Genomic DNA, 26,906 nt, shown 5'->3' on the forward strand with positions numbered 1-26,906 from the left:
TCAGGCGACCGTATGGCGGTGGGGCAGGCGAGGCGGGAAGGATGCGGCGGGCGCTTCCCGTCCGAGCCGGTCGCGCGACCCGGGAAGGGGGCTGAGCGCTGATCGACAACGTGCGGGTGAGCGCGACGGCGGCGCACGGGGCCGACACGGCCGGGCACCCGGCGAGGGAGCACAATGCTAAATATGGGTCATGACGGAAATTTTCGGGCGAGAGGGTGACGATGCGCAGGCGTCAGCACACTCCCCCGGACAGCGCCTCCGCTCGCTGCTGAGGGTGCACAGCGTGGCGGGCCGGGTGTTCGTGCTGCCGCTCGCCCTCGCGGTGCTGCTGGTCGTCGCAGCCGCCGTGGCTCTCGTCCGCCAGGCGGAGGGCGTGAGCACGCCGGAGGCCCGTCAGCGCTCCCTCGTCGGGGCCACCCCCTTCGCCCATGCGCCGGGAACCCTCGCCGCCATGAAATCCCGCGACTCCACCGCGCTGCTGCGGCCCCAGGCGGAGGCGGCGCGCCCGGCCTCCGGTGTCGACCACATCGCCGTGTCCAGCCCTTCCGCTTTCGCCGCGTCCGCCGGTCCCGCGGTGAGCACGACGGTTCCGGTCACCGACCGGAACGGCTCGACCGCCGGGTTCGGGTCCGCCGGGTTCGGGTCCGCCGGGATCCGCATACAGCGGGCGGGCGGGCTGGTGGTGCACCCGCTGGAGGTGCTGCTCGGCGCCGTCGCCGGCGGGCTGCTGGTGGTCATCGGCGGGGCGGCGTGGGTGAGAGGTCGGCTGCGGCGGCAGACGCACGGGCTGCATCCGGCCGCGTTGCGGCGGATGTACGAGCACCACGACGCGGTGCTGCACGCCGTACGGGAGGGCGTGCTGATCATCGGCAGCGACGGACGGCTGCTGCTCGCCAACGACGAGGCCCGGCGGCTGCTCGGGCTGCCACCGGACGCGGACGCGGAGCGGCGCCCGGTCGCGGACCTGGGTCTGGAACCACGGCTGAGCGCGCTGTTGGCCTCGGGGCGGGAGGCGACCGACGAGGTGCTGCTGGCGGGCGACCGGCTCATCGGGGTCAGCGTCCGGCCGACCGCCCCCTACGGCGGACCCGCCGGCACCGTGGCGACGCTGCGGGACAGCACCGAACTGCGGGCAATGGCCGGCCGGGCGGGCGTGGCCCAGGAGCGGCTGAAGCTGATCTATGACGCGGGGCTGCGGATCGGCACCACGCTGGAGGTGGGGCGTACCGCCGAGGAGCTGGCCGATGTCGCGGTGCCCCGGTTCGCCGATGTGGCCACCGTCGAGCTGCTGGAACCGGTGCTGCGGGGCGATGAGCCGGCGGCCGGCGCGGGCACCGATCTGCGGCGGATGGCGGCCCGTGGTGTCCGCGACGAGTCGGCGATCTACCGGGTGGGCGAGGTGCTCAGGGTGGTGTCCGGCACACCGATGGCAACGGCTCTGGAGAGCGGCCGTCCGGTCCTGGTGGACGATCTGCGCAGGTCGGACGAGTGGCGGCGGCAGGACCTGGCGGGCACCCAGCGGGTGCTGGACGCCGGTATCCGCTCGCTGATCGCCGTACCGCTGCAGGCGCGGGGCGTGGTGCTGGGGCTGGCCAACTTCTGGCGGAGCGGGACCTCCGGCGGCTTCGAGGAAGGGGACCTGGCCTTCGCGGAGGAGCTGACCGCGCGGGCCGCCGTGGCGATCGACAACGCCCGCCGCTACACCCGTGAGCACACCACGGCCGTGACCCTGCAGCGCAGTCTGCTGCCGCAGACCCTGCCGGAGCAGTCGGCCCTGGAGGTGGCGCACCGCTATCTCCCCGCGCACGCCGGGGTCGGCGGCGACTGGTTCGATGTCATCTCGCTGCCCGGCGCCCGGGTCGCGCTGGTGGTCGGCGATGTCGTCGGACACGGTCTGCACGCCGCCGCCACCATGGGGCGGCTGCGCACCGCGGTCCACAACTTCTCCGCTCTCGACCTGCCGCCCGACGAACTGCTCAACCACCTGGACGAACTCGTCACCCATATCGACACCGACGAGGTGCAGGCGGCGGGCTCCGGCACCGGTGAGGAGGGCAGGGGCGGGGACGGGAACGAGGGGACGTGGCCGGGTGGGACGGGCGGCGACAGCGAGGGGGCGCCGGCGCACCCCGGCCGCACCGGTATCACCGGCGCGACCTGCCTGTACGCCATCTACGACCCGGTCGGCGGCCGGGCCACCCTGGCCAGGGCGGGCCACCCGGGGCCGGCCGTGATCGCCCCCGACGGCACCGTGTCGTTCCCCGAGATGCCCGTCTCCCCGCCCCTGGGACTGGGCGGCAGCGAGCCGGTGGAGATCACCGAGCTCACCCTGAGCGAAGGCTCCCGGCTGGTGCTGTACACGGACGGGCTGATCGAGGGCCGGGACCGCGATATCGGCACCGGCCTGGAGCTGCTGCGTACGGCGCTGGCCACGGCGGCGGACCGCACCCCGGAGCAGATCTGTACGGCGGTCCTCGGCACGATGCTGCCCGAACACCCCGGTGACGACATCGCCCTGCTGGTGGCCCGTACCCAGTTGCTGGACCCCGGCCGGGTCGCCGAATGGGAGGTGCCCTCCGATCCGGCGGCCGTCGCGCGCATCCGGTCGGCGTGCGTGGGCGCGCTGGAGTCCTGGGGCCTGGAGGCGCTCTCGTTCACCACCGAGCTGATCCTCAGCGAGCTGATCACCAACGCCATCCGCTACGGGGCCCAGCCGATCCGGGTGCGGCTGCTGTACGACCGTGCCCTGATCTGCGAGGTCTTCGACGGCACCAGCGCCTCCCCGCATCTGCGCCGGGCGGCCACCACGGACGAGGGCGGCCGCGGCCTCTTCCTGGTCGCCCAGTTCGCCCAGCGCTGGGGCACCCGTTACACACCGAACGGCAAGATCATCTGGACCGAGCAGGCGCTCGACGGCGGCCGGCCGGAGCCCGGCCCGGACTCGGTCGACGACATCCTCGACCAGTGGGACGACGTGCCCGCGCTGTGACGCCGGATGCACCCCTCGTGCCCCCTGGCTAAGCTCGGTGAAGGGGCCGAAGATCTGATCTTGGAGGCTCCCATGGTGCAGCTGCCCGAAGCGCGTGATCTGGCCCCCCGGCTGGCCACCGGTGCGTTCCTCCTCAATTCCGGGCTGACCAAACTGCGGGCGGACCAGGCCACCGCGGAGGCCGTGCACGGTCTGGCCTGTGTGGCGTACCCGTTCCTGGACAGGATTCCCGCCGAGCGGTTCACCCGGCTCCTGTCGTTGTCGGAGCTCGTGGTCGGCGGCGCGCTGCTGGCGCCGTTCGTCCCCACCCGGCTGGCCGGACTGGCACTGACCGGGTTCTCCGGTGGGCTGGTCGGTCTGTATCTGCGTGTCCCGGGGATGCGGCAGGAGGGGAGTCTGCGGCCGACCCGGGACGGGATTCCGATGGCCAAGGACACCTGGATGCTGGGCATCGGGCTCGGGTTCCTGGGCGCGTCCGGCCGACGGCGGCGGGCCGCGGCGGCCCGGCACCGGCACTCGGCGTGCCGCCGGCACCACCACCGGGGACGTTGCCGGTGCTGAATGCCGCGAAGGGCCGGTCAGCCACCGCCGGCCGTGAGCGGAGCGGACAGGGCGCAGGCCACCGTCAGCCCCGACCGGCCGTGAGCGGACAGGTTCCGGTCGGTCGGCCTCAACCGGCCGAGTGCCGCCGGACGGCCCGTACGGCGGCCGCGCAGCCGGCGCCCGTGACACCGGCGAGCAGGAGGACCAGCAGGCCCGTCCGGTCCTGCGGCTGGAAGGCTAGGTCGGAGCGCTGGTTCACCACGAAGCCGTCGTAGAACATCCACGACACCAGGGCCACGACGGGCACCGCGGCCGGCCGGGCGAACAGGGACACGGCCACCGTCAGCAGGGCGAAGACCGCGAGCGCGACCGCGGCGTGCGCGGTCTCACCGGTCAGCATCAGGGCGGTCACCAGCAGCGCCGCTCCCAGGGCGCCGAGCGGCAGCGCGAGGTCACGGGCGAGGGTGCGGCCGGGCGCTGCCCGATGGGCCGGCCGGGTACGGGGCAGTGTCACCCGCGGGATGTGCGGGGCACGGGGGGTGTGCGGGGCGTCGGGGAGGTACGGGCGGTAGGAGGTCGCCGGACGGTGCAGGGTGGCCACGGGGAACACCTCCTGCTGTGGTCCGCGCGGCGGACCGGTCGGTCCCGTGGATCCGCGGTGGACCCTTGCCGCCAGAGTGCGCGCGGGAGGCGGTGCGGGAGCCCTGTCTCCCTGTCCTTTAACGCCCTGCGTACGGGCGGCGGACGGTTTCTGACACGGCCTTGACGGCAAGGGGAACACGGCCTTGACGGCAGGGGGGAACCCGTCGATGTCGCCCCGGGCGGGGTGGGACGAGGCGCCGCTGACGTGGTGATGCATACTCGCTCCTCGTTGCCCCAACGACGACGATGATCGGCAGGACCTCCCCGCATGACCACTGTCCAGGCGGACCCCACGCCCCCCACCCCCACCTCCCGACGGTGGCGCGCCTGGCTCCTGGACGGACTCAGCAGCCAGGCCGCCCGCCACCCCGGGCCGCACGGCACCCCGCCGGCCGAGCACAAGGGCCACTCCTGGTGGCGCGTCATGTGCCTCACGGGCGTCGACTACTTCTCCACGCTGGGCTACCAGCCGGGCATCGCCGCGCTGGCGGCCGGTCTGCTCTCGCCGTTCGCCACGCTCGTGCTGATCGCGCTGACACTGTTCGGCGCGCTGCCCGTGTACCGCAGGGTCGCCAAGGAGAGCCCGAACGGCGAGGGTTCGATCGCCATGCTGGAGCGACTGCTGCCGTGGTGGGCGGGGAAGCTGCTGGTCCTGGTGCTGCTGGGGTTCGCCGCGACGGACTTCATCATCACCATGACGCTGTCGGCCGCCGACGCCTCGGCGCATGTCGTGGAGAACCCCTTCGCCCCTCCCCTGCTGCACGGCGCCAACCTGTGGATCACCCTGGTGCTGCTGGCCGCCCTGGGCGCGGTGTTCCTCAAGGGCTTCCGTGAGGCGATCGGCATCGCCGTCGGACTCGTCGGGACCTATCTGGCGCTGAACGTCGTGGTCCTGGCCACCGCGGCCTGGCATGTGCTGTCGCACCCGGTGGTGGTCGGCGACTGGTGGGGCGCGATGACCGCCGAGCACTCCTCGCCGGTGGCGATCGTCGGTGTGGCGCTGCTGGTCTTCCCCAAGCTCGCGCTGGGCATGTCCGGCTTCGAGACGGGCGTGGCGGTCATGCCGCAGGTACAGGGCGCCGCCACCGACACCGCGGCGCATCCGGCCGGCCGGATCCGGGGCACCCGTCGGCTGCTGACCACGGCGGCCCTGGTCATGAGCTGCTTCCTGCTGCTGTCGAGCCTGGCCACCACGCTGCTCATCCCGCAGAAGGAGTTCGCGACCGGCGGTTCGGCCAACGGGCGTGCGCTGGCCTACCTCGCGCACCAGTACCTGGGCGAGGCCTTCGGCACCGTCTACGACCTCTCCACCATCGCCATCCTCTGGTTCGCCGGCGCCTCGGCGATGGCGGGTCTGCTCAACCTCGTACCGCGCTATCTGCCGCGGTACGGCATGGCTCCGGAGTGGGCCCGTGCGGTGCGTCCGCTGGTGCTGATCTTCCTGGCCACCGCCTTCGGCATCACCTTCTTCTTCAATGCCAGCGTCGACGAGCAGAGCGGTGCGTATGCGACCGGTGTGCTGGTGCTGATGCTCTCGGCGTCCTTCGCCTCCACGGTGGCCGCCCGCCACCGGCGGCTGCGGGCGGCCACCGTCGGCTTCGGCGCCATCACACTCGTCTTCGGCTACACCCTGGTCACCAACGTCATCGAGCGGCCGGACGGTCTGAAGATCGCCCTGCTGTTCATCCTGGGCATCCTGCTGACCTCGTTCGCCTCACGGGTTCACCGGGCCTTCGAACTGCGCGCCGTACAGGTCGACTTCGACGAGACGGCCGAGCGGCTGATCGGCGCCGCGATGGCGGCCGGGCCGCTGCGGGTCATCGCCAACGAGCCCGACGAGCGGGACGCGGCGGAGTACCAGGAGAAGGAGTACAGCCAGCGCGAGGAGACCCATATACCCGACGGCCGGCCTGTGCTGTTCCTGGAAGTGACCGTCAGAGACTCCTCGGACTTCACCACGGACCTGCACATCCGGGGCGAGGAGCGGTACGGGGCGCAGATCCTGCGGGTGGAGGGCGCCGGCGTGGCGAACACCATCGCCGCCGTGCTGATGCACCTGCGCGAACACACCGGCCAGGTGCCGCACGCCTACTTCAACTGGACCGAGGGCCATCCGTTCAGCCATCTGCTGCGGTTCCTGGTCTTCGGCGACGGCGAGGTCGCTCCGGTCGCCCGGGAGGTCCTGCGCCGTGCCGAGCCGGACCCGGCCCGGCGCCCGCGGGTGCACGTCGGCTGAATCACGGAGCCTGCTCACGGCCACCCGCACACGGCTCCCCCCGACCGGCTGTGACAGGCTGCCCGCAGAAGCCCGGCCGGTCAGGTCGCCGGGCCGAGGAGATCAGGAAACAGCACCATGAACACGCCGGACACTTCGGGCCGGGCGGCCGTCACCCCTGCCGTACACCGCGCTGCTGTCGCGGCGGAGACCGCGAGGTTCGTTGTGGCACTGGACGGCGCGCACCTGTCGCTGCCGGTGCCCGGCTGCCCCGACTGGACGCTCCTCGACCTGGTCCGGCACACCGGGAGCGTGCAGCGGTGGTTCTCCCTCCTGCTGCGTCAGCGCATCCAGGAGCCACCGCGCAGCCGCGACGTGGAGCTGGCGCTGCCCGCGGACGACACCGGCTGGGCCGACTGGCTGACGGCGGGTGCGGCCCGGGCAGCCGACGCGTTCGCCGAGACGGACCCGGATGCCCCGATGTGGGCCTGGGGCGCCGATCAGCACGCCCGGTTCTGGATGCGGCGGATGCTGTTCGAGACCCTGGTGCACCGCACCGACGCGGAACGCGCCGTGGGCGCCCGCACGGTGATCGACCCCGACCTCGCGGCCGACGGCGTGGACGAGTTCCTGGTCAATCTGCCGTTCGCGACCTCCTTCGCCCCCGGGGTGGCGCACCTCCGCGGCAACGGTGAGACCCTGCGCTTCCGGTGCACGGACACCGCCGGCGAGTGGCTGGTCCGCCTGCGGCCCGACGGTTTCGAGGTGGAGCCGCAGTCCGGGGACGCGGCAGCCGGCCCCGCCGACGCCGTCGTACAGGGCGCCGCCGCGGATCTGCTGCTCCTCGCCTACGGGCGCCCGGTCCAGGACGCGGACGCCATCGAGACGGCGGGCGACGGGGAATTGCTCGCGCGCTGGTTCACCCACTCCGCGTTCTGAGGCGGCGTTTCCAAGGCGGCACACAGCGCCCCGTGACAAACGTGGGGCTCAGGTGTCACACCGTTTTGGTCCCCCGCATCACTTCTCCGGCGTGTCCCGACAAGGGAGGGCCGCGGCGCCGCGGTGCCGGCCCGCCCGCCGGGCACGGGCGGGCGGGCCGGGAGCGCCACTACTGCTCCGGTAGCTACTCCTGGAGCTTCTCCCGGACCGCCCTCAGGGCGGCCGACACGTACTCCTCGGTGCTCGTCTTGTCGAGGCCGAGCCCGCTGAGCACGCCCTCGCCGTTCTCCTGCTCCAGCAGTGCCAGCAACAGGTGCTCCGTTCCGACGTAGTTGTGGCCCAGCCGCAGTGCCTCGCGGAAGGTGAGTTCGAGCGCCTTCTTCGCACGGGCGTCGAAGGGCACGAGGGCCGGAAGGGGCTCACCGGAGGGCTCCGGCAGCGCCTCGGTCACGACCGCTCCGACGGTCTCCAGCTGTACGCCCTGGGCGACGATCACCTGTGCGGCCAGCCCTTCCGGGTCGTCGAGCAGGCCGAGCACGAGGTGTTCCGTGCCGATCTGCGGGTGACTGCCTTCGCGGGCCTTGTTCTGGGACGCGACGACGACGCTCCTGGCCCGAGGGGTGAACCTGCCGAAGTCCTGGCTCATGTCGGGCGCCGGCTCGTCCTTCGTCACGAACCGCTTCTGGGCGGCCTGCCGGGTGACGCCCATGGACTTGCCGATCTCGGTCCATGAGGCGCCGGAGCGGCGGGCCTGGTCGACGAAGTGGCCGATGAGATGGTCGGCCACTTCGCCGAGATGGTCAGCGGCGACGACCGCGCTCTGAAGCTGTTCGAGGGCGTCGCCGTGCACCTTCTTGATGGCCTCGATGAGGTCGTCGAGGCGGACGGGATTGTTGATCTGAGTCGGTTCCACCATGAGGCAACCCTAGGTTGACAGTCGAGCCACTGTCAACCATCGGTTGACAACTCGACACCCGGACGCCCCGGACGGGTCAGCCCCGCCGACCGAGCACCTTCGCCCGGGTGTGGGACCGGCCCGTCAGCAGGACGCCCACGGCGACCAACGCCCCGCGCACGGCGAGCGCGAGCGGGAAACCACCGCCCAGCCAGCCCAGGATCCCGGTGTCGTCATGGTCGATGAGCAACCGGATCGCCCCCTGTGCGAAGAACACCATCATGGCGGCGCCGATGATCTGCAGGATGTCGTACTTCATCAGTCCCCAAGCCCCCTCGGAAAGTTCCACGTCCCCCTCGGAACGTTACGAACGTATCATTGAGGAAGTGGCACTTTGCCGCTGAATTACTGATGGATTCGATTTACGTCACACAATGTGAGGTTCCGGAATGGGAAATGAGCGTGACGAAATTAAGGCTGCACAGGGGCCGGTGTGCCGGATCTGCTCCACGGCCGTCCCGGCCCCGGGCCGGGGGCGGCCGGCGCTGTACTGCTCGCGGAGCTGTCAGGCGAAGGCGTACCGGCGGCGCAAGCAGCCGCCCGCCCCGGCGGCCGAGCGGCCCGCGGCGCCCGGTGCCCCCTCGCCGCGGCGCCGCCAGATCGCCGAGGCGCTCTGGCGGATCGCCGCCGAACGGGGGCTGCACGCGGCGAGCCTGCGGGAGGTCGCGGCCGAGGCCGGGGTGTCACTGCGCGCGGTCCAGTACCACTTCGCGAGCAAGCACCGGCTACTGGTCGACGCGCTGCATCTGCTGCACGCGGAGAACGAGCGCATCGCCCGCTCCCGTATCCGGTTCGACGTCACCGATCCCCGTGCCCTGCTGCGGGCGGTGCTGGACGAGTTTCTGCCCGTGGATGCCCAACGCACCACCGCGCTGCGGGTGTTCGCCGCGTACTACGCCCGCAGCCTGACCGACCCGGAGCTCGCCACGGTTTTCCTGCCCGCCGACCAGCCCTTGGAGCGGCTGGTGGCGGAGCTGATCGCCGCGGCGCAGCGCGACGGGCGGACCGCCCCGGGCCTCGACACGTGGCGCGAGGCGGATCTGCTGGTGTCCGGTGCGGTGGGGCTGGGCCAGGATGTGCTCCACCGGCGCCGCACGCTGGAGGACGTACGCCGTACGCTCGATTACCACCTCGACAAGATCTTCGCCGGAGACCGGCGCACGCTGCGCTGATCTCCGGCGAAGGTGGTGGCCAAGGGCAGCCCTCGGGGCGGTCAGCGGGTGGCCGGCTCCGGATAGAACTCCCGCGGACGGCCGCGGTGGTCCTTGAGGCGGCCGAGCAGGCTCGCCGGGTATTCGATGAGCCAGTAGCTCGCGGCGGCCACGGGCACCGCCGCCAGGAACACGATCAGCAGGGCCGACGGGAAGCCCGGCTGACCGGTGGGCAGCAGACCGGCACGGTGGAGCTGGAGCATGACCGGCTCGTGCCAGATGAACAGGCTGTAGCTGATCAGTCCGGTCGCCGTCAGCCAACGGGACGTCAAGAAGCCCTGCCAGAAGGTCTGTTGACGCACATGGACGGTGCTGAAGACCAGCACGCCCCACAGCACCGAGGCGAGCGGATGGTAGAAGGTGAAGGTGAAGTTCTCCGGGCCGGAGTCCAGGGAGAGCGCGAAGAGACCGGCCAGTGCGAGCGCGGCCAGCGGCAGCGCGGTGCGCGGGCCGAGCCGGCCCCGCTCGCCGAGGGCGGCCGTCAGCACGGCCAGCCCCATCCCGGCAGCGAAGCCGCCGAAGCGGGCCTGCGGTCCGAAGTACACCACCCAGTCGGTGTGCGGCACCCCGAACCCGTAGTGGGCGACGGCGATCCAGGCGAGCGGCACGGCGAACAGGAACAGGCACCCCGCCGCGCACACCGCCACCCGGGTACCGCGCCGCCGCAGCGGCCGGCAGGCGCGTACCGCCAGCGGCCCGACCCCCACCAGCACGAGGTAGAAGAACACCTCCAGCGACAGCGACCAGGTGGGACCCAGGGTGTAGAAGATCCGCTGCTGGTCGAAGACATGGGTGAAGGTGAGGTGCTCGACCAGGTCCCGCCAGTTGCCCGGCAGGGTCGGATTGCGGCTCGCCCAGACGACCAGCACCGCCAGGACGTACAGCGGCAGGATGCGGATCGCCCGCCGGAAGAGGAAGTTCCGGGCCGGCCGGGTGGAGCGCCCGTCGAGGGCGGCCCGTGCGTACGACAGCGTCAGCAGATACGCGGACAGCACGAAGAACAGGTCGATGACCTCCAGGGAGAGCACGGCACCGAGGACCGGGTTGCCGACCGGCGGGTGGCTGCCCTGTGCGTCATAGCGGAAGTACTGCTGCCAGACGTGGAAGGCGACGGTGCTGATCGCGGCGATCCCGCGGAAACCGGCAAGGGTGTTGTTCCGGCCGCCCGCAGGGGCAGTGATCCGGCTACCGGCCACGGAACCGCCCCCGCCGCGCGCTGGATCATGGGCTCGGCTGCCGTCGAGGGCCGTGGATCGGCCGCCGGGGAGGGCCTTGGACCGGCCGCCGGTCACAGCCGGCACCCCGCCGCCGGCCGCGGCCTCCGTGCCGGTCACCGGCCACCCACCGCCTTCACCGTGGCGGCCCGCGGGGTGACCCGCCACTGCCGGTCCCCCAACGCCTCCTTCAGATGAGCCTGCCGGGCCACCATGTTCTTGAAGTGGCTGTAGAAGAAGGTGGAGACGAAGAGGTACGACCAGAACCACGGCCCACGGTCCCGGAGTTCGGGGATCGCCAGCCGCCAGGCGAAGAGCGCCTGCACCGGACCGGCCGCCAGGGTGAACAGCATCGCCAGCACACACACCGGCACCGCCCAGTCGAGCCGCTGCAGCCCGCCCGCCTTCCACGCCGAGTACAGCAGGATGGGCAGGATCTGCAGCGTCAGCCACGGCTGCACCTCCCGCCAGCCCAACAGGACGACCAGGCCCAGCTTCTGACGGACCGTGAAGACCGGGGAACGCAGGCACCGCCACAGATGCTTGAGCGAGACCTGGAGCCAGCCCTGCGCCCAGCGGGAGCGCTGGTTCCACAGCGCCTTGAGGGTGGTGGGCGCCAGCTCACGGGAGACGAGCGTGCGGTCGACGGCGAACCGGGCGCCTTCGCCCAGTGCGCGCAGTGTCGAGTCGATGTCCTCGGTGAGCATCGAGCCGTGCATCCGGGTACGGGCGAGCAGATCGGTGCGCCAGAACCCGTTGGAACCGCCGAACACACCGAAACCGTAGAGCCGGGTACGGCCCGGGTGGCTGACCGCGTAGATCGCCTCGAACTCCACCGCCACCAGCTTGGCGACCCGGGAGCTGTCGCCGTTGCGGATCACACAGTGGCCCTGGACGACATCATGGCCGTGGGAAAGCCAGTGCCAGGCGTCCCGGAAGGAGTGCGGGGCCGGGTGGTGGTCGGCGTCGAAGATGCCGACGAACTCACCGCGGACCCGGGTGACCGCGGCATTGATGTTCTGCGCCTTGGAGGTGCTGCCCGCGACCGGCAGCAGCACCAGCCGCGGATCGCGGCCCGCGATCTCGCGGAGGGTGTCCTCGACGGGCAAGGGGTGCGGCGTGTTGTACGCCAGCACGATCTCCAGCTCGCCGGGGTAGTCGAGGCGCAGGAACGACTCGACCGTGTCCACGATCGTCGCGGCCTCATTGGGCAGATACGCGGCGATGACCGCACTGGCCGGAGGGTACGGCGCTCCGGGCGTCTCGGGCCGGGTGACCGCGTCGAGCGAGAAGAGGCACTCCAGGACGATCAGCAGCGCGGACAGCACCAATCCGGCCACCACCACCCAGTACATGCCGGAGCCGAGGTCAAAGCCCAGCTCGTACGCCTGCTGGTAGAGCACGAACGGCACCGCGACGCCGAACAACAGCGCCAGGAGCGGGGAGAGCGCCGAGAGGGCGGGCCGGATCAGGGTGCCGAGCGACGGGCGGCGGTGGCGGTGCGGGGTGCCGCGCATCCACGGCGCGTATCTGACCGGGCGCAGATCCCGGTGGCGCAGCGCCTCTTGCACCGCGTCCCTGGCCTGGCCGGTGGCCCGGTTGCCGTCCGCGCATCCGGTCAGCGGCAGCCAGCCGATCGCCGGGGTGAGACGGACGTTCTCATCGGCGACGATGAACCGGGTGCCGGCCACCGTGGCGGCAAACTTCTCCAGCCCGCGGCGGGCCGTCTCCTCGTCGACGCCGGGCAGCAGCATCAGCAGCTGGCCGTCGTCGTCCCAGCCGAGCCGGTCGCAGAAGCTGCCGAGCCGTTCCGCGACACCGGCCAGCCGTTCGGCGACCTCGCGGCGTACCCGCTGCCCGAGCCGGGCCTCCAGGGACACCATCTCGGCCACGCCGACCACGGCGAGCACACCGCCGTGCCGGGCGGCCTCGGGACGCTGTAATTCGCGGGCGAGTTCATCGAGGAAGTGCGGGTGGGAGTACAGGCCGGTGCGCGGGTCGCGCAGCAGGTTCTCGACCGGTACCGGGACCCGGCGGAGCTTGGCCTCGATCCGGGCGGACAGCTCGACCGGGTCGGAGGCCTCGGGTATGCAGTCGTCGGCGCCGTGGTGCAGCATGTCCGCCACTCCGGCGGGCTCCGGGCCGGCGGTGACCATCAGCAGCGGCAACGCCCGGCCCGCGGGGGCGGTGCGGACCTCGCGGATCACGTCGAGGCCGGGTGCGGCGTGAGCCCCGGGTGCGCCCTGTTCGCCGAGGCCGGGTGCGCCCTGTTCGCCGAGGGCAGGCGCGTCGTGGGCAGGCGCGTCGCGGGCCCCGGGGGCCTCCTGCTCGTCGAGGGCGACGATGGCGTCCGGCTGTGCCTGCCGCAGCAACCGGCCGACCTCGCCGGGCGGGGCGTGGCTCACCTCGTGGCCGGTGGAGCGCAGGGTCCGGGTGAGCCGCTCCCGGCGCGGTCCCGGGGTGCCGACCAGCAGGACGTGACCGCCGCCCCGGGGGCGGTCGGCGGTTTCGCGGTGGGGGGCAGGGCCACCGCGGGCGGGGCGGGTCACATCGTCGAGCAGGGCCGTGGGTGAGCCCTTTGCGTTGTGGGGGTGCGAAGTGAGCACCTGGGAAGGTCCTTTCGCAAGGAGACATGCGAGAGCCGGGCAGGCCGCCGGGCAGGCGGCAGTGGTCCGGATCTCCAGCCGCTTGTCAGTTACATGACATGTGAAACTGCTGCGCTCACTTCGCGGGTCCGTCTCTGCGGGAGCGGACGAGGGCGCGCGGGCGCACGACTGCCGGGACAGGCTCCAAGCCTCGGAACGCACCAGCGCGTTCCCGTACTGATCGCATATGAAGGGTCCCATCCTGATCGGATTGTGGGGGGAGGACCGGATGTCAGGCGTTTCAGGTGATTCAGGTACTTCAGGTGCTTCAGGCGTTTCAGGTGCTTCAGGTGCTTCAGGTGCTTCAACCGTTCGCGGACCGGCCCCGTGGGGCGGAGACGGCCGATGACGCCAGCCTTGACGCTCACTGTGACACCACACCCTCATCCACGTAACGCTCTTATTACGCCGCGTCGTCCGTGTGACCTCAAGAGCCGCTACCGCCCGGTAAGCACCGAGCCATCGGCTATACCCAGTAAGCAGGTTGATGCGCGAAATCGGACAGATAGTGCACATCTTCTGCGCGTCCGCCCTCGCACCCCTTGTCCGCCTTCGACTCGATGGGGAACTGGAGATTCGTACCTATCGACCATCTGTTAATCTGCCCGCTCCTGGATGTTCCTCCATCTCCTCTCCCCCCAAGCACCCCCCGTTCGCCGGGTGCAGCGAGGTGTCCCGTAGGTGTACAGCACTCCCTTTTCCCCCGCAGAAGCCAGATCCGCGCGGGCCCGGGTGGGCCTGAGTACGGCTCAGGTCGCCCAGGCCATGACGGCGTGCGGCGCGCCGGCCCGTCCCGAGCTGATCGAGGCCTGGGAGTACGGCACCCAGGCGCCGTCCGAGGCACAGCTCTTCGCCCTGGCCGACGTCCTGTGGTGCCGGCCGACCGTGCTGATGGGCGTCGAGCCCCGGACCCTGGCCGAACACCGGATGGCCCGCCAGTTGAGCGTGGAGCGGCTGGCGCAGCTGATCGGAATGGACCCGGCCCTGTACTGGGCGGCCGAGTCGGCGCAGCAGTGGAGCGGCGACTACCGGCAGACCAAGGCGCTGGTGGAGGCGTTGGGGCTGTCGCTGCGGAAGCTGATCGGGGTGATGGGGCACCACGACGAGCTGGCCGGGCATCTGCGGTCGGCCATCGACGGACGCTGGAAGGGGCATGTGGGGGCGATCGCGAAGATCACCACACTGAACAAGACCCGGGTGAGCGATGCCCTGCGCACGATGCATGCGGAGTTCGCGGAGTTCTCCGAGCGCTACATGGGGCATGTGGTGGCGCGGAACGACGACTCCCGGCTCAAGGAGGTCGCGGCCGAGCGCTCGGCGTATCTGCGCCGGCTGGTCGACCACTTCTGGGACCTGATCGGGGATGCGGGCGAAGCACCGCCGTTCAACTCCGTGGCCACCCACTGACGGGAGCGGCGAGGGGACGGACACCAGCGGGCGGGGAGGGACCGGGATGCGGTTCCCTCCCCGCCCGCGGCCGTTGGCGGCTCAGCGGCCGTTGACGGCTCAGCGGCCGGGGGCGCCCCAGCGCGGGTCCTGCGGTCCGGGCGGACCTTGCGGGTGGTGCGGGCCTTGCGGGGTGTGCGGGGTGTGCGGGCCCTGCGGGTCGTAGAGGCCCTGCTGCATGGGCGGGCCCTGCTGGGTGTGCGGGCCCTGCTGGGTGTGCGGGGTGTGCGGGCCCTGCGGGTCGTAGAGGCCCTGCTGCATGGGCGGGCCCTGCTGGGTGTGCGGGCCCTGCGGGGGGAACGGGTCCGCCGGCGCGTGCGCGCCGACCGGCTCGTGCGCTCCCAGCGGTCCGTGTGCCTCCTCCGGCCCGTCGTCCTCGATGTCGTCCCAGTCGATCTCCATCGTGCTGCGGCGGGTGAAGACGTTGAAGAAGAGGTTCAGCAGGACGGCGGTCAGGCTGCCCAGCGTGATACCGCTGTTGAGGACGGCCCGGACGTCCTCCGGCATCCGCTCGAAGAACGGCGCGACGGCGTTGGGCAGCAGCGACGCGGCGAGGCTGACCGCCAGGATCAGGGCGTTGCGCTCCTCGCGCAGATCCACCTTGCCCAGGATCTGGATGCCGACCGCGGCGACCATGCCGAACATCGCGATCGCGGCGCCGCCGAGCACCGGATGCGGAATCGCGGCCACCACGCTGCCCGCCTTCGGCAGCAGCCCCAGGACGATCATGAAGCCGCCGGCCGCGACCACCACGAACCGGCTCATGACCTTCGACATCCGCACCAGGCCGATGTTCTCGGCAAAGGCCACGTAGGGGAAGGAGTTCAACACGCCGCCGAGAACGGTGGCGACACCATCGGCGCGCAGGGCGTTGGCGACGGTGGCGTTGTCGACCTTCTTACGGGTGATCTCCCCGATGGCGTAGACGTCTCCGGTGGTCTCCACCATCGTGATCATCATGACGACGACCATGGCGATGATCGGGAACAGCTCGAACTTCGGCATGCCGTAGTGGAAGGGCGTGCTGACACCGAACCAGTCGGCACTCCCCACCGCGCTGAAGTCCACATCGCCGAAGAGCCAGGCGACCGTGGTACCGGCGACCAGGCCGAGCAGTACGGCGAGGCTGCTCAGAAACGGCTTCCCGAGCCGGACCACGAGCAGGACGAAGAGCAGGGTGCCCAGCGCATAGGCGAGGTTCTTGGGATCGCCGTATCCGGGGTGCCCGATCAACTGCGCACCGCCGGCCGCGTCCTGGAGTCCCTGCGGGATGAGGGTGAGGCCGATGATGGTGAGGATGGTGCCGATGACGACCGGCGGGAAGTACTTCACCAGCTTGCTGAAGAATGGCGCGAACAGGAAGGTCGCTATGCCCGCGGTGATCACCGCGCCGTAGACGACGAGCAGTCCGGCGGTCCCGCCGCCCGCGCCCAGCCCGATGGCGATCATCGGCGAGACCGCGGTGAAGGTGACGCCCTGGACCAGTGGCAGCCTGGCACCGATCTTCCAGATGCCGAGGGCCTGGATGATCGAGGCGACACCGCAGGTCAGCAGGTCCGCGTTGATCAGATAGACGAGCTCCTCATGGGAGAGGCCCAGGGCGTTCCCGAGGATGATCGGGACGATCACCGCTCCCGCGTAGAAAGCGAGGACGTGCTGAAACCCGTAGAGGGTGAGCTTGGCGACGGGGAGTACCTCGTCGACGGGGTGGGCCTGCTGGCGGGAGAACTGCTGGGGGTTTTGTCGGGAGACTCGTGCCATCTCTGCCTTGCCTTCGCGAGGTAGGTGAATAAGAAGGAACCGGCGCCGTCGCGTTCCGGGTGACGGACGGGCCGGCTGGGTCTTACAAAGCCGACGTTGAGCGGTGTTGCCGACACCACGTAAGCCCTGCGCTGCACGGTGTGTCCTGGTTCGGTAGGACTTCCTTCGATCAGCGCAGTAAATTCCGGCATTTCCATGGAATTTACAAGTGGACTAATCGGAGCGTTCACCTTAGTTGACCTGCACCATTTCTCGCGAGTAACCCGTCACATTCGCTCGCATAAAGGGGGATCACGGCCCGAAGTCCTGTTTTGGGAGGGGGAAAGGGGAGAACTCGGACTGACTTCGGACTGATGACGGAGGGGGGCGGCGCCCCCGCAGGCGGCGGCTTCCGCTACGCCTGCTCCACCTCGCCCGGATGGCGTACGCGCCGCGCCGGCAAGGCGCCGAGGAAGCCGGTGACCAGCCCCCAGGCGAGGCCGACGCCCACCAGCCGGAGGAGCTGCGGCTCCAGGGTGACCTCGCCGCCCAGGTCGCCGCCGAGGTCCCCGACGCCCATCAGGGAGAGCCCGTAGTGGGCGGAGATGCGGGTGAGCAGGCCGACGACCAGCAGGGTGAGCGCCAGTGCCACGGCCATCTCGACGGCGTGCCGCCAGGCCGGCCGCCGGGCCGGGGAGCGGACCGCCGAGGTGAAGGCCGCAACGAGCAGCACCACGGCCGCCACCGCCACCAGGAGCCAGGCCCGGCCGTCGTACTCGGCCAGCGAACCGAGGTCGAGGGTCCGCTTCCCGTGGGTGCGCAGGACCTGGTCGAGGACGTGCGGCAGGGGCAGCCCGATGGCCTTGTCGACATGTCCCACCCAGGCTCCGCCGGTGCCGATGCCCAGCGCCATCCAGGTGAGGTTCGGCAGTCCCAGGAACATGGCGGCGAAGGTCTCGGCCGGGTGGTCCTTGGTGACGAGCTCGACGATGCCGATGACCAGCCCGATCACGACATAGCAGAGCAGAGTCAGCAGCATGGCGAAGGCGGGCGGCCGTACGGAGTCCTGGAAGCGCAGCAGCCGGGGAGAGAGCGGGGCCCGGCGCGAGACCAGGAAGGTCAGCGCGAGCACCGCCAGGATCCACAGCAGTCCGACCCCGAGCGTCGCGGGAACATCGGCTTGGAAGCCGACGGTGGGGGTGGCGCCCAGCTCGGCGCCGAGCCGGTCGGCCAGGTCGTTGCCCACGGTGATCCGGAAGCTGTGCCGGGCGGCGAGCGTGAGCAGCAGCAGAAGCACCAGCCAGCACACCGCCGTTCGGGCGACCCGGGCGAGCAGCTCCCCGGTGCCGGCCACCGCCCGGTGGCGCAGCGGCAGCAGGAAGACGGCGGCGGTCACCAGCGCACCGGCGAGCGTGACCGACAGCGGTACGACGTCCAGGGCGGCATCGGCCTGTGCGAGGCCGCCGACGTCGCCGGAGAGGCCGACCGAACCACCTGCCGCGACGAGCACGGTGGCCGCGACCACGGAGGGGAACGCCCCGCCGGGAAGGTCCGCCGCGCCCGCCGCCCACAGGCCGAGCGCGGCGACCACGGTCATGGTGACGATGCCCGCCACTGCCGCGCCGAGCGCTTCCGCCCCGGCCCGGACCGCGGGCGGTGCGCCGCGGCGGCGTACCGGGCCCGGCGGACCGGCCGGCGCGGGGCCTCGCATCTGGCTCACGCTCTCTCCTGCCGGTCACGGGACCGTGTACCAACGATCCGTCTGCAAGGACACCTTGGCCGACGCCTGGATGAGAGGGATCGGCACCGCGGAACGGCAGCGCGGAACCGCACCTCGGAACGGCGGCACCGGATACCTCTCCGGCGCATCTCCGGCATACACGGGATGCACGGGATGCACACACCACCGTAAGCACCGGCGCGGCACCCCGCTTGCGGGCGGCGTCAAGCGGCGGGCTACCGGAAGGACACCCGCCGCTTTCCCGCCCTCCCAGGGGCCCGATATCGAACTGTGTCCTAATGATCCGGCGCACCGGACAACCACCGGAGCACACAGCCCCTCTGCCTATGTGGTGGGGCATGGGCAGCCCTCGACGGTTACCCCCGCACGGGGCCGTGCTCCGCCACTGTCAGTTGTTCTGCTTGGGAAGGACCCCCGTGTACGCCGGATCACGCCGCCACTCCGCACGGTTGATACCCGCTCTGATAGCGGCGGGCACGCTGTTGACCGCGTGTGGGCCGGGTGCCGATGAGCCGAAGGCGGAGCAGCCTGCGGCGAAGGTGACCGTCACCCCGGCCGCCGGAAACAAGTCGGTCAAGCTCGGCTCGGACATATCCGTGCGGGCCGACGACGGAAAGCTCGTCTCGGTCGAGGTCAAGGACGACAAGGGCGGCACGGTCACCGGGCAGCTCGCCGGTGACGGCACGTCATGGAAATCGGACGGCAAGGTCAAGCCGCAGACCACCTACACCGTGCGGACGAGGACGAAGTCGGCGCAGGGCAAGGAAGCCGCCGCCACCTCGGAATTCACCACGGAGCAGGCCGACAAGGTCAACAAGCTCACCAACACCCCCGGCGGTGGGCAGACCGTGGGCACCGGGATGCCGGTGTCGATCCTCTTCGACCACCCGGTGGCGAAGGACCGGCGCGCCGACATCGAGAAGGCGCTGAAGGTCACCACCCAGCCGAAGGTCGAGGGTGCCTGGGGCTGGGTCAAGGACTACTCCGGCAAGGACCGGATCGACTGGCGCCCCAAGGACTACTGGCCGGCCGGCACCAAGGTCTCCGTCAAGGGCGCACTGTCCGGAATCAACTCCGGTGACGACGGCGGCTGGTTCGCCCGTGACTACAACTTCGGCTTCCGCATCGGCGCCGATCACAAGGCCGTCATCGATGTGCCCTCGCACACCCTGACCATGTACGAGAACGGCAAGAGCGTCGGCAGCATCACCGGCTCCGCGGGCTCCCCGCAGGACCCGACCCGCGGCGGTGTGCACACCGTACGCAGCAAGAACGCGGCCGAGACGATGGACTCCGCCACCATCGGCCACGGCAACGAGTGGAGCCTGGACTCCAAGTGGGTCACCCACCTCACCGCGTCCGGGACCTTTCTGCACTCCGCCCCGTGGAACAAGTCGCTCGGTGTGGAGAACAACAGCCACGGCTGCTTCGGTATGAGCACCTCGGACGCCAAGAAGATCTACGACTTCCTGCCGATCGGCTCCACGGTCGAGGTGAAGGGCACCAGCAACACCAACAAGACCGACGTCGGCAACGGCCTGGAGGTCTGGCAGGAGAGCTGGACGCAGTGGCAGCAGCGCAGCGCGCTGCAGCACTGACCCGGGCGGCCGTCGTTCAGCCGGTCATCTGCGGTGCCTGGCGGGGCCGCGGGTGCGGGTGAGCAGCAGGAAGACGGTGGCCAGGACGGCGATGGCCTGGGCCAGGGCCGCGAGCTGTTTATCGGCGCTCCAGCCCGGTTCGTACATGTCCGGCAGCGGTCCCGGCGCGCCGATGTCCACGTAGGTATAGAGGAGCAGCAGCGCGAGTCCGCCGGTCGCGACGAGCCAGGCGAAGGTGTCGCCGGCCGGCCGGCGCCAGATCAGCACGAGCACGGCGGCGAGTGCGGCGAGTGCGGCCTCGATACGGAAGAGCAGACCCTGGCTGATGGTCGCCGTGACCCCGTCGTACCAGCCGGCGAGCCGGGCGTGGACGTAGGCGTCCAGTGCCAGCCCGGCCGCCGCCAGCAGCCGTGCCACACCGCGGGCGGTCCGGCCGGACCGCCCGCGGCCGGGCCGCCCGCGGGACGGTACGGAGTCGTCTGGTGCCACGGCTTCTCCAAGCCTCTCTCATCGGGCGCCCGTCTCCCTCGGACCGGCCCGCCCTGCCCCGTCGGTCCGCACACACCTCAATAGACCGCAGACGCCGCCGCCCGGCCATCCGGGCGGCGGCGTTCGGCGTAGCGGGCGGGCCGACGGGCGGGCAGGCGGGCGGGCCGACGGGCAGGCAGGCGGCGAGATGTCCGGGCGGGCGCCGACGCCGTTCCGGGCGGGGCGAGACGGCGCCGGTCAGCGGATCTCGCTCGTCGTACGGCGGTAGGTGGAGCGCCGGTCCTCGATCTCGGCCCAGCGGTCGCCGTAGACGTTCTCGGTGATGCCCGGCTCCCGCAGGAAGTCGTGCGGGAAGCCCAGCGGTACCGCGCTGCACCGGTCGAGCCGCGCCTTCGCATCGGCGTCCAGCGTGACCTCCACCGCGGCGAGGTTGTCGAGCAGCTGGCTCTCCTTGGTGGCGGCGATGATCGGAATGATGTTGCCGGGCCGGCTGCGCAGCCACGCCAGCGCCACCTGCGCCGGGCTCCAGCCGCCCTGCTCGGCGATCTCCAGCACCGCGGTGACGGTCTCCTCGGTGCGGTGGTCCGGCCGGTCCGTCTCGCCGACGACATCCAGCCGGCCGGTCTCCCCGCGGCGGTACTTGCCGGTGAGCCGCCCGGCCGCGAGCGGCGCCCAGGCCAGCACGGCCAGGTCGAAGGCGCGGGCCTGCGGCAGCAGTTCGCGCTCGGGCGTCCGCTCCAGCAGGTTGTAGCGCAGCTGCGAGCCGGCGAACGCGGTCCAGCCGCGCAGCTCGGCAAGGGTGTTCGCCTGCGCGATCTCCCAGGCGGGCCAGTCGGAAACGCCGAGGTAGAGCACCTTTCCCGAGCGCACCAGGTCGTCGAGCGCCCGCATCACCTCCTCCACGGGCGTGAAGTTGTCCCGGGCGTGCACCCACAGCACGTCGAGGTGGTCGGTGCGCAGCCGCTCCAGGCTCTCCTCCACCGACCGGACCAGGTTCTTGCGGTGGTTGCCCGCCGCGTTCACATCGCCCTTGCGGGTCGCGCAGGTGTATTTGCTCGCCAGCACGAAGCGGTCCCGGCGGCCGTCGAGCAGCTCCCCCAGGATCCGCTCCGAGGCGCCCTCGGTGTAGTTGTTGGCGGTGTCGATGAAGTTGCCGCCGGCATCCGCGTAGGCGTCCAGGATCCGGCCGCTGGTGTCCTTGGCCGCGCCCCAGCCCCAGTCCTCGCCGATGGTCATGGCACCCAGGCTCAGCTCGCTCACCCGCAGGCCGGTCCTGCCGAACAGTGTGTAGCGCACGTGGTTCCCTTCAATCGGTCCAGCTCTCCGGTCGTGCGCTCACGCTAGGAGCTGGAGCGCGCTCCAGCGCAAGGCGCGGCCGACGGTCGGGCCCGGTGCCGGCCTCGTCGATGGCGCGATCCGGGCGGGTCGTCCAGGGCACGCCCTGGGGAGACATGCCCTAGGGTGGGCCGGGCAACTGGTTCGCCCTGTCCACCAGGCAGGCGCGTCGCAAGAGGGAACCCGGTGGAAGTCCGGGACTGCCCCGCAGCGGTGAGTGGGAACGACCGCCGTCATACGCACTGGGCCCGGCCGGGTCTGGGAAGCGATGGCCAGTAGATGTCCGCCCTTGGCGGACGTGCCCGCGAGTCCGAAGACCTGCCAGTGCCCCCGTGCGACCGGTGCACGGGGAGATCACGGTGACCTCGAGGGCGGGTCGGCGGACATCAGACGGGTACGTCCGGCTTGCTTGCGCCGGGACCCGTCCGGATTGCCGTCCCTTCGCGTCCTCGACCGTCCCGCGGTCCATGGAGACATACTCGCGAAGGAGAGTTCCGTGACCAGCACGTCCGCAGCCGCGGCAGCACGCGCCACCGTGCACGGCTACCCCCGTCAGGGGCCGAACCGTGAACTGAAGAAGGCCATCGAGGGCTACTGGAAGGGCCGCGTCAGCGCCGACGCCCTTCGCGGCACCGCCGCCGAACTGCGCCGGGGAAATTGGCGGCAGCTCGCCGAGGCCGGTGTCCACGAGGTGCCGACCGGCGACTTCTCGTACTACGACCATGTGCTGGACACCAGCGTCATGGTCGGCGCTGTCCCGGACCGCCACCGCGACGCCGTCGCCGACGACGCCCTCGACGGCTACTTCGCGATGGCCCGCGGCACCCAGGAGGTGGCGCCGCTGGAGATGACCAAGTGGTTCGACACCAACTACCACTATCTGGTGCCGGAGTTGGGTCCGGACACGGTCTTCGCCGCGGACTCCGCCAAACAGGTCGCCGAGCTGACCGAGGCGCTCGGTCTCGGTCTGGCCGCCCGCCCCGTCCTCGTCGGACCGGTCACCTACCTGCTGCTGGCCAAGCCCGCGCCCGGTGTTGCGGCCGGCTTCGATCCGCTGACCCTGCTCGACCGGCTGCTGCCCGTCTACGCCGAGGTCCTCGCCGATCTGGGGGCGGCCGGGGCCGACTGGGTGCAGCTGGACGAGCCGGCGCTGGTGCAGGACCGCTCCCCCGCCGTGCTGAACGCCGCGGCCCGCGCCTACCGCGACCTCGGCGCCCTCCCCGACCGCCCTCGGCTGCTGGTCGCCTCGTACTTCGACCGGCTGGGCGAGGCGCTGCCGGTACTGGCGAAGGCGCCCGTCGACGGTCTGGCGCTGGACTTCACCGGTGCCGCGGCCGGCAACCTCGGGGATCTGGCGGCGGTCGGCGGACTGCCCGGCAAGCGGCTGGTCGCCGGTGTCGTCGACGGCCGTAATGTGTGGATCAACGACCTGGAGAAGTCGCTGGCCACGGTGGGCACGCTCCTCGGCCTGGCCGACCGGATCGATGTCTCGACCTCCTGCTCCCTGCTGCACGTCCCGCTGGACGCCGCCGCCGAGCGCGATATCGACCCGCAGATCGCCCGCTGGCTGGCCTTCGCCCGGCAGAAGACCGCGGAGGTCGTGACGCTGGCGCGCGGTCTGGCGCAGGGCACCGACACCATCGCCGCCGAACTCGCCGCCAACCGCACCGACCTGGCCTCCCGGGCGAATTCCGCCCTCACCCACGACCCGGCCGTGCGCTCCCGGGCCGCCGCCGTCACCGACGCCGACGGCCGCCGTTCGCAGCCGTACGCCGGGCGGGCCGCCGCCCAGCGCGCCCACCTCGGGCTGCCGCTGCTGCCGACCACCACCATCGGCTCGTTCCCGCAGACCGCCGAACTGCGCACCGCCCGCGCCGACCTGAGGGCCGGCCGGATCGGCACCGCGGGCTACGAGGAGCGCATCTCGGCCGAGATCCGCGAGGTCCTGGCCTTCCAGGAGAAGGCCGGCCTCGATGTCCTGGTGCACGGCGAGCCGGAGCGCAACGACATGGTGCAGTACTTCGCCGAGCAGCTCACCGGCTATCTCGCCACCCGGCACGGCTGGGTCCAGTCCTACGGCACCCGCTACGTCCGCCCGCCGGTCCTGGCCGGGGACATCTCCCGGCCCGAGCCGATGACGGTCCGCTGGACGACGTACGCCCAGTCGCTCACCGACCGGCCGGTCAAGGGCATGCTCACCGGCCCGGTCACCATGCTCGCCTGGTCCTTCGTCCGCGACGACCAGCCGCTGGGCGAGACCGCACGGCAGGTGGCCCTCGCCCTGCGCGACGAGGTGGCTGACCTGGAGGCTGCGGGAACGTCGGTCATCCAGGTCGACGAGCCCGCGCTGCGCGAGACCCTGCCCCTGCGCGCCACCGACCACGCCGCGTACCTGGCCTGGGCCACCGAGGCGTTCCGCCTCACCACCGGTGGAGTCCGCCCGGACACCCAGATCCACACCCATATGTGCTATGCGGAGTTCGGCGACATCCTGCGGGCCATCGATGACCTCGATGCCGATGTCATCAGCCTGGAGGCGGCCCGCTCCCATATGCAGGTCGCCGGGGAGCTCGCCACGGCGGGGTATCCGCGCGAGGTGGGTCCCGGTGTCTATGACATCCACTCGCCGCGCGTACCGGGCGTGGACGAGGCAACGGCCCTGCTGCGCAAGGGACTTGAGGCCATCCCGGCCGAGCGGCTGTGGGTCAACCCCGACTGCGGTCTGAAGACCCGTGGCTGGCCCGAGGTGCGGGCCGCCCTGGAGAACCTGGTCGCCGCGGCCCGCGAGGTCCGCGGGAGCCTGCCCGGCGCGGCTTCCTGACGGCGGCCCGGGCCGGGGCCGGCGCCCGGGGGGTGCCGGCCCCGGCCCGGGCCGCAGGGAGCCGCGAACGGGGCCGGCTGTGGCGCCGAGACAGGCGGGCAGCGGGCCGTACGACACGGGTCCGGCGCGCCGGACCCGTGTCGTCCGCCCTTTGCCATCCGTCCTTCGCCATCCGTCCGCCGGCGGCCGCCCGCCGACATCCGTCCGCTCAGCCGGTGATGATCGCCGGGTCGCTCACGCCCGACTCACCGTTCTCCACATGGCCGGCGAACCGGCGCAGGAAGGTGCTGTCGGTGTCGGCGGCGACCGACAGGTCGTACCAGCGCTTGCTGCTGCGCAGGTCGACCGGCTTCTTGACGGTGGCGCCCGCGCGGACGGTGTAGGTCTCGCTCGCCCCGCCGTAGGCGTGGGTGACGGTGAGGTGGCAGTCGGTGCTGCCGTGGTTGGTCAGGGTGAGTTCGATGCGGCCGGCGGTCGCGTCGTGGCGGGCGGTCACCTCGGGGCCGGCCTTCTTGCCGTCGCCCTTGAAGGAGCGCAGGAAGCCGTTCGGGCCGAACACCGAGAGGTCGTAAGTGCCCTTGGAGTAGGAGGTGTTCCAGGTGTCGGAGATCTGCTTGCCGGCCTCCGTGGTGTACGTCCAGGGGCCGTCGGTGCGGTTGCCCGCGGTGACGGTGAAGCAGGCACCGGCCTTGTCGCCGCCGCTGAAGGTGAGCGTGTAGCGCCCGGTGGAGGGAGCGGCGGCCCCGTCGACGAGCGGCGCGTACGGCAGCGGACGGGACGGCCGGGAGCCCGGCTCCTGCTTGGGCAGCACGGGGTTGGCGGGCGGCTTCGGCACATAGCTGTCGTGCCGGTCCTTGTCCGGCGGCCGGAAGCCGTCGGTGGCCGGGAGCGCGGCCGGCTTGGTGTCCTCCAGGCCGAAGTCGAAGGCGGAGGTCAGGTCGCCGCAGATGGCACGCCGCCACGGCGAGATGTTCGGCTCGTGCACACCGAAGCGGCGCTCCAGGAACCGGATGATGGAGGTGTGGTCGAAGACCTCGGAGCAGACGTAACCGCCGGTGCTCCAGGGTGAGACGACCAGCATCGGAACGCGCTGGCCGAGGCCGTAGGGGCCAGCGGAGTAGGTGGCGTTGCCGCCGAAGCTGTCGAGCTTGCTGTCGACGGTCGACTTGCCCTGGTCGGCGGAGGCCGGCGGGAAGGGCGGGAGGACGTGGTCGAAGTAGCCGTCGTTCTCGTCGTACGTGATGAGCAGGGCGGTCTTGCTCCACACCTCGGGGTTGGAGGTGAGCGCGTCCAGCACCTGCGAGACGTACCAGGCACCGTAGTTGGCGGGCCAGTTGGGGTGCTCGGAGAAGGCCTCGGGGGCGGCGATCCAGGAGACCTGGGGGAGCTTGCCGGCCTTCACATCGGCCTTGAGGTGGTCGAAGTAGCCGTCGCCCTGCTTGGCGTTGGTGCCGGTGCGGGCCTTGTCGTAGAGCGGGTCGCCGGGCTTAGCGTTGCGGTACTGGTTGAAGAAGAGCAGCGAGTTGTCGCCGTAGGTGCCGCGGTAGGCGTCCTCGATCCAGCCCCATTTGCCGTCGGCGTCCAGGCCGTCACCGATGTCCTGGTAGACCTTCCAGGAGACCCCGGCCTTCTCCAGCCGCTCCGGGTAGGTGGTCCAGCTGTACCCCTCCTCCTCGTTGCCCAGGACCGGGCCGCCGCCCGAGCCGTCGTTGCCGACATGGCCCGAGAACATGTAGTAGCGGTTGGGGTCGGTGGCCCCGATGATCGAGCAGTGGTACGAGTCGCAGATGGTGAACGCATCGGCGAGCGCGTAGTGGAACGGAATGTCCTTGCGGGTCAGATGGGCCATCGTCCCGGTGCCCTTGGCCGGGATCCAGCTGTCGTACTTGCCGTCGTTCCAGGCCTTGTGACCGCCCGCCCAGTCGTGGTTGAGGCCCTCGATGAACTGCATACCGAGGTTCTCGGCGTCCGGGTGGTAGGGCAGGACGTCCTTGGAGCCGTCCGGCTGGTGCCAGACGGACTTCCCGTTGTCGAGGATGAGCGGGCGCGGGTCGCCGAAGCCGCGGACGCCCTTCATCGAGCCGAAGTAGTGGTCGAAGGAACGGTTCTCCTGCATCAGGACGACGACATGCTCGATGTCCTTGATGGAGCCGGAGCGCCGCGCGGCGGGGATGGCCGCCGCACGGGCGATGCTGCTCGACAGGGCCGAGACGCCCGCGGTGGCGCCGGCTATCTGGAGGAAACGGCGCCGATTCAGTTCAGCCATGACTTTGGGGACCTCATGTCGTGTGTGTGGGGGGGCGTTCGCGATAGGGAGATCGATGCTGTGCGGTGTTGCCGGGAGCTGTGAGGAAACCGGGTCAGCAGAGTGTTCCAAGAGGAA

Annotated in this window: 18 protein-coding genes and 1 riboswitch; of the genes, 8 read left to right on the forward strand and 10 right to left on the reverse strand. The window is 71.2% G+C overall.

Going from position 1 to position 26,906, the window contains the following annotated elements; genetic code table 11:
* Nucleotides 1–190: 190 nt before the first annotated feature.
* Together ACF088_RS38375 and ACF088_RS38380 are read left to right on the forward strand one after the other, a co-directional pair.
* Complete coding sequence (locus tag ACF088_RS38375; protein ID WP_392380606.1) at nucleotides 191–2,989, forward strand: SpoIIE family protein phosphatase; 2,799 nt, start codon at nucleotides 191–193, stop codon at nucleotides 2,987–2,989.
* 72 nt (nucleotides 2,990–3,061) lie between these two features.
* Nucleotides 3,062–3,550 (forward strand): hypothetical protein, encoded by a 489-nt coding sequence (locus ACF088_RS38380; protein ID WP_392380607.1) that lies wholly within the window; start codon nucleotides 3,062–3,064, stop codon nucleotides 3,548–3,550.
* A gap of 109 nt (nucleotides 3,551–3,659) precedes the next feature.
* Here the strand turns inward: ACF088_RS38380 and ACF088_RS38385 are convergent, their stop codons facing one another.
* Nucleotides 3,660–4,133 carry a DUF4118 domain-containing protein gene (locus ACF088_RS38385; protein WP_392380608.1) on the reverse strand — a complete coding sequence of 158 codons (474 nt, stop codon included), beginning with the start codon at nucleotides 4,131–4,133 and terminating at the stop codon, nucleotides 3,660–3,662.
* Between the two features lie 309 nt (nucleotides 4,134–4,442).
* Between ACF088_RS38385 and ACF088_RS38390 the strand changes: the two genes are divergently transcribed.
* Together ACF088_RS38390 and ACF088_RS38395 are read left to right on the forward strand one after the other, a co-directional pair.
* Nucleotides 4,443–6,410 carry an amino acid transporter gene (locus ACF088_RS38390; protein WP_392380609.1) on the forward strand — a complete coding sequence of 656 codons (1,968 nt, stop codon included), beginning with the start codon at nucleotides 4,443–4,445 and terminating at the stop codon, nucleotides 6,408–6,410.
* Nucleotides 6,411–6,527: 117 nt separating this feature from the next.
* A complete protein-coding gene (locus tag ACF088_RS38395) occupies nucleotides 6,528–7,328 on the forward strand; it encodes a maleylpyruvate isomerase family mycothiol-dependent enzyme (RefSeq protein ID WP_392380610.1) in 801 nt (266 codons plus the stop codon).
* Between the two features lie 184 nt (nucleotides 7,329–7,512).
* Here ACF088_RS38395 and ACF088_RS38400 read toward each other — a convergent pair whose 3' ends face one another.
* Entirely contained in the window at nucleotides 7,513–8,244 is a 732-nt protein-coding gene (locus ACF088_RS38400) for a Clp protease N-terminal domain-containing protein (RefSeq protein ID WP_392380611.1), read from the reverse strand.
* A gap of 76 nt (nucleotides 8,245–8,320) precedes the next feature.
* Nucleotides 8,321–8,542, reverse strand: coding sequence for a hypothetical protein (locus ACF088_RS38405; RefSeq protein ID WP_392380612.1), 222 nt, complete (start codon nucleotides 8,540–8,542; stop codon nucleotides 8,321–8,323).
* 130 nt (nucleotides 8,543–8,672) lie between these two features.
* On the opposite strand from ACF088_RS38405, the gene ACF088_RS38410 reads away from it, so the two are divergent.
* Nucleotides 8,673–9,455 (forward strand): TetR/AcrR family transcriptional regulator, encoded by a 783-nt coding sequence (locus ACF088_RS38410; RefSeq protein ID WP_392380613.1) that lies wholly within the window; start codon nucleotides 8,673–8,675, stop codon nucleotides 9,453–9,455.
* 41 nt (nucleotides 9,456–9,496) lie between these two features.
* Here ACF088_RS38410 and ACF088_RS38415 read toward each other — a convergent pair whose 3' ends face one another.
* Nucleotides 9,497–10,828: an acyltransferase family protein gene (locus ACF088_RS38415; RefSeq protein ID WP_392380614.1), complete on the reverse strand. Its 1,332-nt coding sequence runs from the start codon at nucleotides 10,826–10,828 to the stop codon at nucleotides 9,497–9,499.
* Entirely contained in the window at nucleotides 10,825–13,314 is a 2,490-nt protein-coding gene (locus tag ACF088_RS38420; protein ID WP_392380615.1) for a glycosyltransferase, read from the reverse strand. Before ACF088_RS38420 ends, ACF088_RS38415 begins: the two co-directional genes overlap by 4 nt.
* A 720-nt stretch (nucleotides 13,315–14,034) precedes the next feature.
* Here ACF088_RS38420 and ACF088_RS38425 point away from each other — a divergent pair.
* Nucleotides 14,035–14,760, forward strand: coding sequence for a transcriptional regulator (locus tag ACF088_RS38425; RefSeq protein WP_392380616.1), 726 nt, complete (start codon nucleotides 14,035–14,037; stop codon nucleotides 14,758–14,760).
* Between the two features lie 99 nt (nucleotides 14,761–14,859).
* Here the strand turns inward: ACF088_RS38425 and ACF088_RS38430 are convergent, their stop codons facing one another.
* Both ACF088_RS38430 and ACF088_RS38435 read right to left on the reverse strand, forming a co-directional pair.
* Nucleotides 14,860–16,560 (reverse strand): solute carrier family 23 protein, encoded by a 1,701-nt coding sequence (locus ACF088_RS38430; RefSeq protein WP_392380617.1) that lies wholly within the window; start codon nucleotides 16,558–16,560, stop codon nucleotides 14,860–14,862.
* A 394-nt stretch (nucleotides 16,561–16,954) separates the two neighbouring features.
* The gene (locus tag ACF088_RS38435) at nucleotides 16,955–18,259 is read right to left on the reverse strand and encodes a streptophobe family protein (protein WP_392380618.1); all 1,305 of its coding nucleotides are present in this window, start codon (nucleotides 18,257–18,259) and stop codon (nucleotides 16,955–16,957) included.
* Nucleotides 18,260–18,696: 437 nt separating this feature from the next.
* Between ACF088_RS38435 and ACF088_RS38440 the strand changes: the two genes are divergently transcribed.
* A complete protein-coding gene (locus ACF088_RS38440) occupies nucleotides 18,697–19,878 on the forward strand; it encodes an Ig-like domain-containing protein (RefSeq protein WP_392380619.1) in 1,182 nt (393 codons plus the stop codon).
* 24 nt (nucleotides 19,879–19,902) lie between these two features.
* Here ACF088_RS38440 and ACF088_RS38445 read toward each other — a convergent pair whose 3' ends face one another.
* Together ACF088_RS38445 and ACF088_RS38450 are read right to left on the reverse strand one after the other, a co-directional pair.
* The gene (locus ACF088_RS38445; protein ID WP_392380620.1) at nucleotides 19,903–20,367 is read right to left on the reverse strand and encodes a hypothetical protein; all 465 of its coding nucleotides are present in this window, start codon (nucleotides 20,365–20,367) and stop codon (nucleotides 19,903–19,905) included.
* A 237-nt stretch (nucleotides 20,368–20,604) separates the two neighbouring features.
* A complete protein-coding gene (locus ACF088_RS38450) occupies nucleotides 20,605–21,663 on the reverse strand; it encodes an aldo/keto reductase (RefSeq protein WP_392380621.1) in 1,059 nt (352 codons plus the stop codon).
* A gap of 177 nt (nucleotides 21,664–21,840) precedes the next feature.
* Nucleotides 21,841–22,028: riboswitch (cobalamin riboswitch) on the forward strand.
* A 170-nt stretch (nucleotides 22,029–22,198) separates the two neighbouring features.
* Between ACF088_RS38450 and metE the strand changes: the two genes are divergently transcribed.
* A complete protein-coding gene (gene metE / locus ACF088_RS38455) occupies nucleotides 22,199–24,523 on the forward strand; it encodes a 5-methyltetrahydropteroyltriglutamate--homocysteine S-methyltransferase (RefSeq protein ID WP_392380622.1) in 2,325 nt (774 codons plus the stop codon).
* Nucleotides 24,524–24,731: 208 nt separating this feature from the next.
* On the opposite strand, the gene ACF088_RS38460 is transcribed toward metE, so the two are convergent.
* Complete coding sequence (locus ACF088_RS38460; RefSeq protein ID WP_392380623.1) at nucleotides 24,732–26,789, reverse strand: phosphocholine-specific phospholipase C; 2,058 nt, start codon at nucleotides 26,787–26,789, stop codon at nucleotides 24,732–24,734.
* Between the last annotated feature and the right edge of the window lie 117 nt (nucleotides 26,790–26,906).

The organism is Streptomyces sp. NPDC015125, from assembly GCF_043080045.1.
Classification (GTDB): domain Bacteria; phylum Actinomycetota; class Actinomycetes; order Streptomycetales; family Streptomycetaceae; genus Streptomyces.

Coding starts and splice junctions, on each gene's coding strand:
- ACF088_RS38390 (WP_392380609.1), top strand. CDS start 4,443: ATGACCACTGTCCAGGCGGACCCCACGCCCCCCACCCCCACCTCCCGA.
- ACF088_RS38405 (WP_392380612.1), bottom strand. CDS start 8,542: ATGAAGTACGACATCCTGCAGATCATCGGCGCCGCCATGATGGTGTTC.
- ACF088_RS38375 (WP_392380606.1), top strand. CDS start 191: ATGACGGAAATTTTCGGGCGAGAGGGTGACGATGCGCAGGCGTCAGCA.
- ACF088_RS38395 (WP_392380610.1), top strand. CDS start 6,528: ATGAACACGCCGGACACTTCGGGCCGGGCGGCCGTCACCCCTGCCGTA.
- ACF088_RS38430 (WP_392380617.1), bottom strand. CDS start 16,560: ATGGCACGAGTCTCCCGACAAAACCCCCAGCAGTTCTCCCGCCAGCAG.
- ACF088_RS38410 (WP_392380613.1), top strand. CDS start 8,673: ATGGGAAATGAGCGTGACGAAATTAAGGCTGCACAGGGGCCGGTGTGC.
- ACF088_RS38460 (WP_392380623.1), bottom strand. CDS start 26,789: ATGGCTGAACTGAATCGGCGCCGTTTCCTCCAGATAGCCGGCGCCACC.
- ACF088_RS38380 (WP_392380607.1), top strand. CDS start 3,062: ATGGTGCAGCTGCCCGAAGCGCGTGATCTGGCCCCCCGGCTGGCCACC.
- ACF088_RS38400 (WP_392380611.1), bottom strand. CDS start 8,244: ATGGTGGAACCGACTCAGATCAACAATCCCGTCCGCCTCGACGACCTC.